The 12782-nt window shown below is 63.2% G+C and carries 13 protein-coding genes and 1 pseudogene; 8 read left to right on the top strand and 6 right to left on the bottom strand.

The annotated features are described in order from the left end of the window. Positions 1-11 precede the first annotated feature (11 nt). Both ggt and RHEC894_RS18265 read left to right on the top strand, forming a co-directional pair. Positions 12-1748 (top strand): gamma-glutamyltransferase, encoded by a 1737-nt coding sequence (gene ggt, locus RHEC894_RS18260; RefSeq protein WP_085738328.1) that lies wholly within the window; start codon positions 12-14, stop codon positions 1746-1748. 123 nt (positions 1749-1871) lie between these two features. Beyond that, on the top strand, positions 1872-2846 hold the full coding sequence (locus RHEC894_RS18265; protein WP_085738329.1) for a threonine/serine dehydratase: 975 nt from the start codon (positions 1872-1874) through the stop codon (positions 2844-2846). A gap of 105 nt (positions 2847-2951) precedes the next feature. Here RHEC894_RS18265 and RHEC894_RS18270 read toward each other — a convergent pair whose 3' ends face one another. Both RHEC894_RS18270 and RHEC894_RS18275 read right to left on the bottom strand, forming a co-directional pair. Beyond that, a complete protein-coding gene (locus RHEC894_RS18270; RefSeq protein WP_085738330.1) occupies positions 2952-3758 on the bottom strand; it encodes a phytanoyl-CoA dioxygenase family protein in 807 nt (268 codons plus the stop codon). Positions 3759-4004: 246 nt separating this feature from the next. Beyond that, positions 4005-4892, bottom strand: a complete 888-nt coding sequence (locus tag RHEC894_RS18275; protein WP_085739041.1) for a LysR substrate-binding domain-containing protein — start codon at positions 4890-4892, stop codon at positions 4005-4007. Between the two features lie 117 nt (positions 4893-5009). Here RHEC894_RS18275 and RHEC894_RS18280 point away from each other — a divergent pair, with 117 nt between their 5' ends. Genes RHEC894_RS18280 through RHEC894_RS18290 form a run of 3 tightly spaced genes read left to right on the top strand, consistent with a single transcriptional unit; the run spans position 5010 to position 6384 of the window. Beyond that, complete coding sequence (locus RHEC894_RS18280) at positions 5010-5429, top strand: tautomerase family protein (protein WP_085738331.1); 420 nt, start codon at positions 5010-5012, stop codon at positions 5427-5429. Next, positions 5426-5830, top strand: a complete 405-nt coding sequence (locus RHEC894_RS18285; protein WP_085738332.1) for a cupin domain-containing protein — start codon at positions 5426-5428, stop codon at positions 5828-5830. Before RHEC894_RS18280 ends, RHEC894_RS18285 begins: the two co-directional genes overlap by 4 nt. Beyond that, positions 5827-6384 (top strand): DUF4865 family protein, encoded by a 558-nt coding sequence (locus RHEC894_RS18290; protein WP_085738333.1) that lies wholly within the window; start codon positions 5827-5829, stop codon positions 6382-6384. Before RHEC894_RS18285 ends, RHEC894_RS18290 begins: the two co-directional genes overlap by 4 nt. Before the next feature lie 2 nt (positions 6385-6386). On the opposite strand, the pseudogene RHEC894_RS18295 reads toward RHEC894_RS18290, so the two are convergent. The 3 genes and pseudogenes from RHEC894_RS18295 to RHEC894_RS18305 all read right to left on the bottom strand — a co-directional run bounded on the left by RHEC894_RS18295 (position 6387) and on the right by RHEC894_RS18305 (position 9070). Then, positions 6387-7021: pseudogene (locus RHEC894_RS18295) on the bottom strand (LysE family translocator). Positions 7022-7145: 124 nt separating this feature from the next. Further along, positions 7146-8585: a pyruvate kinase gene (gene pyk, locus RHEC894_RS18300; RefSeq protein WP_085738334.1), complete on the bottom strand. Its 1440-nt coding sequence runs from the start codon at positions 8583-8585 to the stop codon at positions 7146-7148. Next, the gene (locus RHEC894_RS18305; RefSeq protein ID WP_089152718.1) at positions 8585-9070 is read right to left on the bottom strand and encodes a DUF1036 domain-containing protein; all 486 of its coding nucleotides are present in this window, start codon (positions 9068-9070) and stop codon (positions 8585-8587) included. Before RHEC894_RS18305 ends, pyk begins: the two co-directional genes overlap by 1 nt. Before the next feature lie 202 nt (positions 9071-9272). Between RHEC894_RS18305 and RHEC894_RS18310 the strand changes: the two genes are divergently transcribed. From RHEC894_RS18310 to RHEC894_RS18320, 3 genes are all read left to right on the top strand, one after another. Continuing rightward, positions 9273-10061 (top strand): N-formylglutamate amidohydrolase, encoded by a 789-nt coding sequence (locus RHEC894_RS18310; protein ID WP_085738336.1) that lies wholly within the window; start codon positions 9273-9275, stop codon positions 10059-10061. A gap of 48 nt (positions 10062-10109) precedes the next feature. Then, positions 10110-10415 (top strand): DUF1244 domain-containing protein, encoded by a 306-nt coding sequence (locus tag RHEC894_RS18315; RefSeq protein ID WP_010068865.1) that lies wholly within the window; start codon positions 10110-10112, stop codon positions 10413-10415. Positions 10416-10504: 89 nt separating this feature from the next. Continuing rightward, on the top strand, positions 10505-10768 hold the full coding sequence (locus RHEC894_RS18320; RefSeq protein ID WP_003585771.1) for a DUF2312 domain-containing protein: 264 nt from the start codon (positions 10505-10507) through the stop codon (positions 10766-10768). Positions 10769-10932: 164 nt separating this feature from the next. Here RHEC894_RS18320 and RHEC894_RS18325 read toward each other — a convergent pair whose 3' ends face one another. Next, positions 10933-12774 carry a DUF882 domain-containing protein gene (locus RHEC894_RS18325; protein WP_085738337.1) on the bottom strand — a complete coding sequence of 614 codons (1842 nt, stop codon included), beginning with the start codon at positions 12772-12774 and terminating at the stop codon, positions 10933-10935. Positions 12775-12782: the final 8 nt, after the last annotated feature.

Genomic DNA, 12782 nt, shown 5'->3' on the forward strand with positions numbered 1-12782 from the left:
GAGGGGAAATCATGGGCCGTCTGCATCTCGGGACGATCTCCGTCATAGCGGCGCTGTCGCTGAGCCTGACGTCGGCCTTCGCCGCCTCGCCCACCCCTGTCGAGGCAGAGCACGGCATGGTCGTCACCGCCCAGCATCTGGCGACCGATGTTGGCGTCGAGGTGCTGAAGAGCGGCGGCAATGCTGTCGATGCAGCCGTTGCCGTCGGTTATGCGCTGGCGGTCGTCTATCCCTCGGCCGGCAATCTCGGCGGCGGCGGGTTCATGACCATCCGCCTGAAAGACGGCACCAAGACCTTTCTCGATTTTCGCGAACGCGCGCCGCTGGCCGCCACCAAGACCATGTATCTCGATGCCAAGGGCGATATCGTGCCGCGCGCCAGCCTCGACGGCTATCTCGCCGTCGGCGTGCCCGGCTCGGTGATGGGCTTCGAAACCGCGCGCGAGAAATACGGCACGAAATCGCGCCAGGATCTCATCGCACCGGCACTCCGCTTCGCAAACGAAGGATTCACGCTGGAGCAGGGCGACGCCGCAAGCCTCGCCGGCAGCGCCAAGCGCCTCGCCAAAGACGAAACGGCAGCAAAGATCTTCCTGAAACCCGACGGCACTCCATATGCATCGGGCGAAAAGCTCCAGCAGCCCGACCTTGCCGCGGTCCTGGCAGGCATTTCCGAAAAGGGGCCTGACGCCTTCTACAAGGCCGCGCCCGCCGAGGCGATCGTCAAGGCGAGTCAGGCCAGAGGCGGCATTCTTGCCAAGGAGGATTTCGAGCAATATGCCGTGCGCGAATTGAAGCCGGTCGAGTGCAACTACCGCGGCTACGACATTATCTCCTCGCCGCCGCCTTCCTCCGGCGGCGTCATCATCTGCGAGATCCTCAACGTTCTCGAAGGCTATCCGCTTTCCTATCTGGGCTATGGTTCAGCCGACACCGTGCATGTGATGGTCGAGGCCATGCGCTATGCTTATGTCGATCGCAATGCTGCGCTCGGCGACCCCGACTTCGTCGACAATCCGGTGGCAAAGCTCATCGACAAAACCTACGCCAAAGAAATCGCAGCCAAGATCGATCCCTACAAGGCCGGCACGTCGGCAAACATGAAACCGCTCGGCGGCAAGGAAAGCACCGAGACGACGCATTATTCGATCATCGACGACGAGGGCAACGCCGTTGCCGTCACCTATACGCTGAACGGCCCCTTCGGAGCGGCCGTCGTGGCGCCGGGCACCGGGGTGCTGCTCAACAACGAGATGGATGATTTCACCTCCAAGCCCGGCGTGCCGAATCTCTACGGCCTCGTTCAGGGCGAGGCGAACGCCATCGCTCCGAAGAAGACACCGCTCTCCTCGATGAGCCCGACAATCGTCACCCGCGACGGCAAACCCTTCATGGTGATCGGCAGCCCCGGCGGCTCGCGCATCATCACGATCACGCTGGAGGCGATCCTCAATGTCGTCGACTTCGGTATGGACATCAGCCAGGCGGTCAATGCCCCGCGTATCCACCATCAATGGCAGCCCGATAAAATCTATCTCGAACCCTATGCGCTTTCGCCCGATACGGAAAAGACCCTCGCCGCCATGGGCTACAGCTTCGATGGCGGCAATGGCGGGCCGGTCTGGGGCCCGGCCGCCGGCATCCTCGTCGGCGGCAAAAGCCTTGCCGCCATCGAAAAGGGCGGCGGCGCCAGATACAACGGCGCCATGGACAGTCGCGCCACGGAAGGCTCGGCGAACGGTTATTGATGATTGGCTGCCTGCGGGCGGCATCCGCGACCTCCATTCATGTCACCGTGACAAAGTCGCCGTTCACAATTGTTTTGCCGCGCCCTATGCATGGACGAACCCCGCAAGCAGGACGATTCCCGAATGGCCAGCATTGAAATGATTGTCGCCGCCCGTGCCCGTCTGCGCGGTCATGCGAGACGCACGCCGCTTCTCTCGTCTCCCTTCCTCAACGAGATCGCCGGCCGGCGACTTTTCGTCAAGGCCGAATGCCTGCAGCATTCCGGCTCCTTCAAGTTTCGTGGCGGCTGGTCGGCCGTCTCCGGCCTCGATCCGGAGGTGCGCTCGAAAGGCGTCATCGCCTTCTCCTCCGGCAACCACGCCCAGGGTGTTGCGCTTGCAGCCAAGCTGCACAATGTCCCCTCCGTCATCATCATGCCGGGCGATGCGCCGAAGCTGAAGATCGCCAACACCCGCGCCTTCGGCGCCGAAGTGGTGCTCTACGACCGTGTCAACGAGGACCGCGACGCGATCGGCGCTAAGCTCTCGGCCGAGCGCGGCCTGACGCTGATCAAGCCCTTCGACGAACCGCTTGTCATTGCCGGTCAGGGCACGACCGGTCTCGAAATCTCCGAGCAGGCCGAAGAGGAAGGCGTGACATCGGCCGAAGTCCTCGTGCCCTGTGGCGGCGGCGGGTTGACCTCCGGCATTGCGCTCGCCCTCGAAGCCAGCGCCCCCGGCTTTCGCGTCCGCCCCTGCGAGCCGAAGGATTTCGACGACACCACCCGCTCGCTCGCCTCCGGCAGGATCGAACGCAACGTCTCGGTATCCGGCTCGATCTGCGATGCGATCGTCACGCCGCAGCCGGGCAACATCACCTTCCCGATCCTTAAGCGCCTTGCCGGCCCCGGCATCGTCGTCACCGACGAAGAGGCGCTGCGCGCCATGGCGCTCGCTTTCGTCAGGCTGAAGATCGTCGTCGAGCCCGGCGGTGCGGTGGCGCTCGCCGCCGCTCTCTTCCACGGCGAGACGCTGGAAAGCGACACGGTCGTCGCCATCACCTCGGGCGGCAACGTCGATGCCGATATTTTCGCCATGGCGCTCGAACGCTACGGCTGAGTGGACGAAGACTGGCCGGCACCACCGCCGGACAATCCCGTTATCCGCAGTAGACGCGGAGGTGAATGCACCCGGCCTGTGACGGCTGGATGCAATCTGTTCCCGCTACGTCTCCTGAAGCGCTCGGCGGATCGCGATCTCGACCGGCGAATAGGCGCCGTCTTCCCGTTCGAGCCGAAAAGGTTCGAAAGGAGCAAGACCGGGCTGCGCCATGAAGCGCGGCTGCGTACCGCGATGCATTTGCGCTGCATGGACGAGGAAAGGATGGCACAAATAGACGGTGCCCGCCTCCCCCGTCGCAAGTGTGCGCGGACGCTCTGCACCCATGGTTTCGAGATACATGCGCGATCGGCCCGCTTCGCCTGCGGGCGCGAGATAGCGCGCCATATCCATGTGCGAACCCACTCGAATGCGTGTCGGCGCATCTTCCTCGCCGACATCGGAAAACAAAAACAGCATCAGCAGCGCCCGGCCGCGGGAAGTAATGTTGACCCGCCAGGCGGAAAAATCCTGCTGTTCGTGCGGGTCGCAATCGTCGCCGGGAAAACTCAGATCGACATGCCAACCGGCATCGCCGGGATCATCGGGATGCGGAAATCGTACCGGGAAGCTGCCAAGCCCGTCGCGCGGCACCCAGCGCCCGACACCGACCAGTTGGTCGAAGGCCGCATGCAGGATCGGCGTATTGGCGGCTGCCGCAAACGGCCCTCCGCCGTAGCCGGCAAGCCAGACGACCGGCCGCGTCCATGTCGAGGGGTCGTCTGGAACACAAGGCATATCGCGCCACATGATGGCACGTGCCTCTTCGGCCAGCTCACTGGGAAAAGCATGGTCGATCCGGACGAATCCATTCTCGATGAATCCTTCGATCTCGGCTGCGGTCAGCGCCGGCGGATAATGTTCGTCAGTCATGAAATCTCTCTGTCGCAAACCCTTCCAGAGCCGGTTCCTGGACGGAGGGTTGTTTCGCTCCACGACCAAGCGCCAGCCGAAGGCTGGCATGCGGTCGCGTCTTCCATTGCCCGGGAAGGCACACGTGCCCCAGGCGCCGCCGTCAGCGGCTCAAGAAGAAGACCGAAGCGATATTGACAGTGAGCATCTTCATAATGGTCCAAGGCTACAGGCATGCAACCGAGGGGTCAATGCCGAGATATCAACCTACCCGCGCAGGGCGCCATGCACCGACTGCAGCACGAGCTCGCCGAGCCGCGCCGCGGCCGGCTGCAGTTCGGCTTCTGCCCGATGCAGGACCAGACCGAGCTTCGGCAAGTCGGGCAGGCCGAGCGCCTCGGGCGGAAGCGGCCGCAGTTTCGCCGGCAGACCGATCGGCGTGCGAATGGTCAGACCGAGACCTGCCGCGGTCGCCGCCCAGAGACCACCGAGGCTGGGGCTGACGAAAGCCAGCCGCCACGAGATTCCCGCCTCATCGAGTGCTTTGGTCGCCGCACTGCGCAGCAGGCACGGCGCCTCCAGCGAGGCGAGCGGCATCGGCTCGCCGCTTGTGGCGTGCCAGGCCGGCGGCCCCTCTGCAGGCCCGATCCAGCACATCGGCACGTCACCGATCCGCTCGCAATGCGCCGTCAGCATTCCGTCGCTCCAGGCAAGCGCCAGATCGAGCTTGCCCGAGGTGACGCGTTCGATGAGTTCGGCATTGCGAACCACCCGCGCCTCGATCCGGACCTTCGGATGGGCGCGCGCGAAGCGGCCGAGTACCTCCGGCAGAAGGGTCTCGCCGAAATCCTCCTGCAGGCCGAGCCTCACCCAGCCCTCCAGCTCGACACCGTGGACAGCGGCCGCCGCCTCGTCGTTGAGTTCCAGCAGCCGCCTGGCATAGGCAAGCATCGTCTCGCCGGCATCGGTCAGCGCCAGCCCACGTCCTGCCTTGCGGAAGATCGGCGTGCCGGCCTGCTCCTCCAGTTTCTTCAGCTGGGCGCTGACCGCCGAGGTCGAACGCCCGAGCTTCTCTGCCGCCTTGGCGAAATTGCCGAGTTCCATGCCGGTCGAAAAGGTGCGAAGCACATCGAGATCGAAGATCGTCCGTCGCATCATATAATCCTATTTTTCAGGATCATTAATCCATAAAATTCTGATTTTCAGCATAATCGTGCCGTGCGATGGTTCAACTGTCAAGGCCGGCGAACGGCCTGAACCATGGAGAACCCGATGCCCTTCGTTCGAATTTCCCTTCGCAAAGGCAAGTCGCAGGACTATCTCGGCGCGCTCGCCGACAACATCCAGCGCGCCTTGATCGAGACCTTTGACGTGCCCGAAAACGACCGTTTCCAGGCCATCCATCAGCACGATGAGAACGAGCTGATATTCGACCCCAGCTATCTCGCCGGCCCGCGCTCCGACGATTTTGTCTACATCTCGATCACCATAGGCAGACCGCGAACAGCGGAGATGAAGGCCGCGCTCTATCGCCGGCTCGTCGATCTTCTGGCGCAGTCGCCGGGTCTGCGGCCCGAAGACGTGATGATCGTCATCAGCACCAGCGCCCCGGAAGACTGGTCCTTCGGCAACGGCATCGCCCAGATGACCGACCCCGATTGGCGGCTGCGAGCGGCCGGAGGCCCGCTATGAGCGCGTCGAACCCGAAGGCAATGACCGTCAGGCGCCCCGGCACCGCGGTCCGCTCGCCGGAGGGCGTCGCAACGGCGCCCTTCTGGGTCGAGATACTGCTCGAAGGCGGCGCCGACGGCGAGAACACGGCCATGCGCGCCACGCTCGATCCCGGCACCATCACCCGCTGGCATACGCATCCGAAGGGCCAGTTACTCTATGTGCTTTCGGGTCATGGATTGGCGCAGAACGAGGGCGGCCCGATCGAAGAATTGCGTGCCGGCGACGCAGTCTGGTTTGCGCCCGGCGAGCGCCACTGGCATGGCGCCGCCGATGACAGCCCCTTCAGCTATATCAGCATCCAGGTGGCGGAAAACGACAGCATCGTCGAATGGCTGCATCAGGTGGAGGCACGCTTATGATCGCCATGCAATACAGCTTCACCCTGCCGGCCGATTACGACATGTCGATCATCGACCGCCGCATCCGCGACAAGGGTCCGCTACTCGACGGCTTTCCCAATCTCGGTTTCAAAGCCTATCTCAGCGCCCGCAAGGGAGAGTTCGGCAGCCGCGACAATCTCTATGCGCCCTTCTATCTCTGGCGGAAGCCGGAAGGAGCGAGCGACTTCCTCTGCAGCCCGGGATTCGATACGCTCGCCGGCGCCTTCGGCTGGCCGCAGGTGAGGACCTGGATCGTGTGGCAGGCAGAAGTCTCGGCCGATCTCGCCGCGGCCAGATTTGCCACGCGCGATATCCTGCAAATGCAGCCCTACGCGCCGCTCGCCGACATCCGCCGCGCCGACAGCGCGCAGACGGAAGCCGAGATTGCGGCGGGCGAGGCACTCGCCTCCGTCTGCGGTTTCGAGCCCACGACATGGACGCGGGTGCGCTTCAGGCTATGGCGAGAGCCTCCCGAAATCGACGCCGAGACGCAGGCCTATCGCGTCGGTCACCTGTCCCTGGCTCGACCTTGAACTCAAACCGTTGCCCGGCGATAGAAGGCGAGCGACCCGGCAAGCGCCAGCAGCGCCCCGCCGCAAGCCCGCTCCAGCCATAGGGCGCCTGAGGTCTTCAGAAAACGCACGGCCTGCGAGCCGAAGAAGGCGTAGCCAAACATGATGAGGAAATCGAGCGCGGCAAAAACCAGTGCCAGCAGCGCATATTGCGTTGCCTGCGGCAGGGTCGGGTCGATGAATTGCGGCAGGAAGGCTGAGAAGAACAGATAGCCCTTCGGGTTGGTCGCCGCGACCATGAAACTCTTCAGACCGATCGAGAAGGGCGATGTCGCGCCCGCAGGCGCCCCGGACTTCAGCGCCGCATCGATCGTGCCCTTCGAGCGCAGCAACATGATACCGAGAAAGGCGAGATAAGCGGCACCGGCCCATTTCAGCATCGAAAACCAGAATTCCGATGCCGCAAGCAGCGCTCCGAGCCCGATCGCCACAGCGCCGATCAGCACGAAATCGGAAAGCACCGCGCCGATCATGCCGGCAATCGCCCGGCGCAGGCCATGGCGCGAACAGTTGGTCAGCGCCAGCAGCACCGTCGGCCCGGCGTTGCAATGCCGACGAAGGAAACAGCTGCAAAAGCGGCAAGCGTGACGATATCCATGACGATCCCTCCCAATCCAAGGCTCGAAACTTGCACGCACAGCAGCCCTTGGCAATGCCGTTCCGTCAACGAAAAAGCCCGCCGCCTCTCTGAGGCGGCGGGCTTTTAAAGGGATGCGATCGGATCAGATGCCGCTCTGGCCGTCGGAGCCGATATAGGCGATGCGGATCATGTTGGTGGCGCCGGGCGTGCCGAGCGGCACGCCGGCCGAGATGATGATGCGATCGCCCGGCTTGCCGAAGCCTTCGTCGGCGACGATGCGGCAGGCGCGGTTGACCATATCGTCGAGATCGGTCGCGTCATGGGTAACGACGCAATGCAGGCCCCAGACGATGGCCAGGCGGCGCGCCGTCTTGATGATCGGCGACAGCGCCAGGATCGGCACCTGCGGACGCTCGCGCGAAGCGCGCAGGCCCGTCGTGCCCGACGAGGTGTAGCAGACGATTGCCGACAGCTTCAGCGTTTCGGCGATTTGACGGGCGGCAAGCGAGATCGCATCGGCACCGGTTGCTTCCGGCTGGGCGCGCTGGGCATAGATGATACCGGGATAATGCGGCTCGCGCTCGATGGCGGTGGCAATCGAGGCCATGGTCGAGACGGCTTCGACTGGATAATCGCCCGATGCCGATTCGGCCGAGAGCATGACGGCATCCGCGCCTTCGAAGACGGCGGTCGCGACGTCCGAGACTTCGGCGCGCGTCGGCACCGGCGCCGAAATCATCGATTCCAGCATCTGCGTGGCGACGACCACCGGCTTGCCCGAACGGCGGCAGGCACGGATCAGTTGCTTCTGGATGCCGGGAACCGATTCAAGCGGCATTTCGACGCCGAGATCGCCGCGGGCGACCATCAAGGCATCGGAAAGCTCGATGATTTCCTCGATGCGCTCGAGCGCCTGCGGCTTTTCGATTTTCGACATCAGGCCGACACGGCCACGGGCGATCTTGCGCACTTCCGCAAGGTCGTCGGGACGCTGGACGAAGGACAGTGCTACCCAGTCGACATCGTCGGTGGCGAGCACGGCGTCGAGATCGGCGCGGTCCTTATCCGTCAGCGCGCCGACGCCGAGCAGCGTGTCGGGAAGGCTGACGCCCTTGCGGTCGGAGATGCGCGTGCCGGAAATAACTGTCGTGACGATGCTCTTGCCGTCGCATTTTTCTGCGCGCAGGGCGAGTTTGCCGTCGTCGATCAGCAGGCGGTGGCCGGGCTGCACCGACTCCAGGATCTCCGGATGCGGCAGATAGACGCGGTTCTGATCGCCGAGCGCTTCGTTGTTGTCGAGCGTGAAAGTCTGGCCCGGTTTCAGATCGACCTTGCTGTCGACGAATTTGCCGACGCGCAGTTTCGGTCCCTGCAGGTCGGCGAGGATGCCGATCGGCCGGCCGGAGCGCGCTTCGACCGAGCGGATACGCTGGATCAGCGTGCGCATCACATCGTGGCTCGCATGGCTCATATTGATGCGGAAGACATCGGCACCGGCCTGGTGCAGCTTCTCGATCATCGATTCCTCGGCGGAGGCTGGCCCGAGGGTGGCGAGGATTTTAATTTTGCGATTACGCTTCATCAATTCTGGCTTTCTTGCGTCCCTGGGGTGTCGGAGAGTTGGACCATCCAGCTGCCCTGGCGGCCCGTGTCGTATTCCTTGAATCCCATCTTCTGGTAACCCCGGGCATAACAATCCTGCACACCCGTGATCTTGAACTCGTTTTCCGCCACGCACATCTGCACGTCACCCGTCCAACGTCCTCCCCGGGCAGCGTCCTCTGCGTAGAGGTAATAATAACGCGATTGCAATTCGCCCTCGATCAAGGTGGCGCAGGTCGTTGCCGGCACCTGCCACCAGCCTTCCGTCATCCAGCCATCCTTGGCTCGATAGCCGATCGCGACGCCGACGAGGTTTTGCGTTCCATTGCAGACGCGAAAATCGGCGCGTGCGGCATCTGCGATGAAAAACGGCATGATGGCTGCAAGAGCGAACAAAGCGAGACGGACCAGCGGTCCGGACCGCGTGAGGAAACTTGGCGCGGCTTGGATCAACACGGCTCCCAAATAGCTCCACGGTTATTCGTATCGGTGTCTTCTTGCGCCGCCGTCAAGCGAAAGTCAACGCAATGCTAATCGATTATATTTCCTTTCACAAACCACCCGCCGAGGGCGCGGCTCAACCTCTGTCCGCCTGCGGCGCTTGAACGTGGCGCAGACGCATGCGATCACTGCGCCGACTGCGCAAAATGATGAACGGCAATTCCTGATGGATGACTTCCAATCTTTCGAAATCCTATCCGGTAAACATGACAAAGGCATGGTGATCCTCGCAGATCACGCGATGAACCGCCTTCCCGCCCGATATGGCCGGCTCGGTCTGCCCGAGGCGGCCTTCACCCGCCACATCGCCTATGACATCGGCATCGAGGGTCTGACGCGGCAGCTCTCGGCAAAACTCGGCGTGCCCGCCGTGCTCGGCGGCTTTTCGCGCCTGCTGATCGACCCGAACCGCGGCGAAGACGATCCGACGCTGATCATGAAAATATCGGACGGCGCCATCATACCAGGCAATCATCCGATCACGCCGCAGGAGTGGAACGACCGCATCGAAACCTTCCACCGCCCCTATCACGAAGCCGTCGCCGCAACGATCGACAAGGTGGCCAACACCACCGGCCGGGCACCGCTGGTGCTGTCGCTCCACTCCTTCACCCCCGCCTGGAAAGGCACCCCCCGCCCCTGGCACGCCGCCGTGCTTTGGGATAGCGACCGTCGCGCCGTCGGTGCGCTGCTCGACGGCTTGCGCGCCGATCCCGATCTTGTCGTCGGCGACAACGAACCCTATGACGGCGCGCTGAAGGGCGATACCATGTACCGCCACTGCATGATGACAGGCATTCCGCATGCGCTGCTCGAGGTGCGGCAGGACCTGATCGCAGACGAGACCGGCATATCGGCATGGGCCGAACGCCTGGCGCCGATCTTTGCGGCGATGAATGCCGATACCGCCTTGCACGGATACGACGTCCACCTGTCACGCACCGGCCCCTATTGATTTGCAAGGCCCTACCGAAAGAAAGGGCCCCATTGAAAGGAAAGCGAGATGACCGAGCTCAGCAAGGAGCAGCAGACCGAATTCGAGGCCGCCGCTTTCCGCCGCCTCATCGCCCATCTTCGCGAACGCAGCGACGTTCAGAACATCGATCTGATGAACCTGGCCGGCTTCTGCCGCAACTGCCTGTCGAACTGGTACCGCGAAGCGGCCGAGGCCGAAGGCGTCGCCGTTACCAGGGACGAATCGCGCGAGATGGTCTACGGCATGCCTTATGAAGACTGGAAGAATCTTCACCAGAACGAGGCCTCGCCTGTGCAAAAGGCTGCTTTTGAACTGAACAACCCACACAAATAGCCTGGTTGACCGACAACAGGCTTGACCGTGACGCCGCTTCGCGGCAGTCACGTGCATTCAAAATTGACCATCCCAATCAGGAGAACACGATGTCTGATGCTCATGGCGTCGCCCGCGACCAGCTTCGCGCTTTCATCGAGCGCATTGAACGGCTGGAAGAAGAAAAGAAGACCATCGCCGACGACATCAAGGACGTCTATGGCGAAGCCAAGGGAATGGGCTTCGACACCAAGATCCTGAAGAAGGTCGTGGCGTTGCGCAAGAAGGACGAGCAGGAGCGCATGGAAGAGGAAGCCATCCTCGACACCTACCTCCACGCGCTCGGCATGATCGAATCGCCGCCGGAAGGCTGATCGGCCTGACGTACCGATGTCGACCAAGCCGCTGGAGCGATCCGGCGGCTTTTCTTTTGCATAGAACGCGCCTGGCCAAACGGCCACGTCGCCCGGTTCGAAGCGGTCAAAAGAAAAACCGCCGGATCGCTCCGGCGGTTTTCGATATTTTATGATCGGCCGCCTCAGTTCGTGTTGAACTTGCGCACTTCCATGAAATTGACTGCCGTGCCGCTGAAGCGGGCGGGATCGACCGAAGCGGTCTTGACGTTGAAGCCCTCGGCATAGACGGATGTCGGCTGGGCGCGCATCGTCTGGCTGACGAAACGCGGCGCCTTGACCTGCTTGGAGGCCATTTCGAGGCGGGCATTGGTCAGTGCCCACTGCGAAATCATCTTCTGCGTCAGTTTCGGCTCGGTCCGGACCGTCGTGCGGCTGGCATCGGCCGCGGCGGCTTCCTTCTGCGTCGGGCGGCCGCCCTTGGCAGGCAGGCCCTGGGCCACAGCACTTTCGGCCGCCGGTTCGTCGAAGCCGTCGCCAAAGCTTGCCGATTTGGTCGGCGCCAGGGCTGCGAGCTCAAGCGGCGGTTTTGCGGCAGGAGCTTTTTGCGGCATCGCGGCGTTGATCGCCTGCTCTACCGTCATCTCAGGCGCGTGCGAGGCGACCTGGTTTTCGACACCCTTGTTCTGCTGGTCGAGCGCCTCGGCAACCGCGGGAGACAGCGCGTCCTGATCGGCTTCGTCGGCCTCGGCTTCCGGATCGGCATCTGCCGCGGCAAGAAGGTTCTCGGCAACGGCAGGGCGTTCGATCGGCGTCGGAACCGGCATCCCCGCGCCCGCCAGCATGCTGGGATCGGCAGAGGCAAGTTCGGCGTCGCCGGGTGCGCGGCGCTGGCCGAGAAGCGAGGGAACCGGAATACTGTAGCCGCTGAGATCGGCAAATTGCTGCGGCTGGGCCTGATCGGCCGGAAGCGCTGCGGCAAGAGCCTGCTGCGCGGCATTACCCGAAGACGGCGCTACCAGCGCGCTCGCCATTTCGCTGCCGGCAGGCTGGTTGCTGAATGCCGGGCGAACCTGCGGCACCGGCGCGTTCACATCGGCAACTTCGGTCTGCTGCGGTTCGGCAGGCGCCGGCTCGGCCTTCGGCGGCGTTGCCTTGGCAACGGCGACAGGCGTCGAATCGTCGCTCTCGTCTTCCTGCTCGTCCGCTCCGCCGCCGAAGAGTGCTTCGAACAGCGTCTTATGCTTCGGCGTCGATTCGGACGCGCTGGCGATCTCGATCTGCGTGCCGCTGACACGGCGCTTGTAATCGGCCATCGCCTGCTGGTAGCCCGGCAGTGGCTTGCCGTCGGCCGGAATATGAATGGTGTTGCCGTTCGGGAAAAGCCGGACGAGTTCGTCGCGGCTCATGCGCGGCCAGGCGCGAACGCCGCCGACATCCATGTGCACGAAGGGCGAACCCGATTTCGGGTAGAAGCCGACGCCGCCGACCTGCATCTTCATGCCGATGCCGCGCAGCGTCGCCAGCTTCACGTCGGGGATGAAGAAATCCATCGCCTTGCCGAGCATGTGCTGGCTCTTTTCGGCGACGCCTGAGTTACGCGAGCGGCCGCGCAGCATCTCGTTGGTCCCCGGCGAACGGAAACCGCAGACGACGTTGATATAATCCTTTGAACCGCTCTGGCGGTAAACTTCCCAGATCAGGTCGAACAGGCGCGGATCCATCTTCGTCGGCTGGTTCTTGCGCCAGTCGCGGAGGAAGCGGTTCAACTGCTCCAGACCCTTGGGGTCGAACTTGCCGTTGCGCTTGTAGGTGATGACGGCTTTTTCGCCGGTATGGATGAAATAGAGCTTGAGGCTGCGGGTGTCGCCGGCTGCCTGGGAAGGTGTACTGACGAATACCGGTGAGGAAACCGCGAGCGCAAGAAGGGCGGCCGCTGCCGTCCTTACTGCCTTTCCGCAGATGTCGGCGCACAAAGAACGCCAGCTCAAGCGCGAAGGCTTGGAATTCCCATTCAGATTCGGCAACTCGATCC

It is taken from the genome of Rhizobium sp. CIAT894, from assembly GCF_000172795.2.
GTDB lineage: Bacteria > Pseudomonadota > Alphaproteobacteria > Rhizobiales > Rhizobiaceae > Rhizobium.

What these genes read in the sequence shown, in the direction of transcription:
- ggt (WP_085738328.1), top strand. Translation starts at nt 12, where the DNA reads ATGGGCCGTCTGCATCTCGGGACGATCTCCGTCATAGCGGCGCTGTCG.
- RHEC894_RS18265 (WP_085738329.1), top strand. Translation starts at nt 1,872, where the DNA reads ATGGCCAGCATTGAAATGATTGTCGCCGCCCGTGCCCGTCTGCGCGGT.
- RHEC894_RS18270 (WP_085738330.1), bottom strand. Translation starts at nt 3,758, where the DNA reads ATGACTGACGAACATTATCCGCCGGCGCTGACCGCAGCCGAGATCGAA.
- RHEC894_RS18275 (WP_085739041.1), bottom strand. Translation starts at nt 4,892, where the DNA reads ATGCGACGGACGATCTTCGATCTCGATGTGCTTCGCACCTTTTCGACC.
- RHEC894_RS18280 (WP_085738331.1), top strand. Translation starts at nt 5,010, where the DNA reads ATGCCCTTCGTTCGAATTTCCCTTCGCAAAGGCAAGTCGCAGGACTAT.
- RHEC894_RS18285 (WP_085738332.1), top strand. Translation starts at nt 5,426, where the DNA reads ATGAGCGCGTCGAACCCGAAGGCAATGACCGTCAGGCGCCCCGGCACC.
- RHEC894_RS18290 (WP_085738333.1), top strand. Translation starts at nt 5,827, where the DNA reads ATGATCGCCATGCAATACAGCTTCACCCTGCCGGCCGATTACGACATG.
- pyk (WP_085738334.1), bottom strand. Translation starts at nt 8,585, where the DNA reads ATGAAGCGTAATCGCAAAATTAAAATCCTCGCCACCCTCGGGCCAGCC.
- RHEC894_RS18310 (WP_085738336.1), top strand. Translation starts at nt 9,273, where the DNA reads ATGGATGACTTCCAATCTTTCGAAATCCTATCCGGTAAACATGACAAA.
- RHEC894_RS18315 (WP_010068865.1), top strand. Translation starts at nt 10,110, where the DNA reads ATGACCGAGCTCAGCAAGGAGCAGCAGACCGAATTCGAGGCCGCCGCT.
- RHEC894_RS18320 (WP_003585771.1), top strand. Translation starts at nt 10,505, where the DNA reads ATGTCTGATGCTCATGGCGTCGCCCGCGACCAGCTTCGCGCTTTCATC.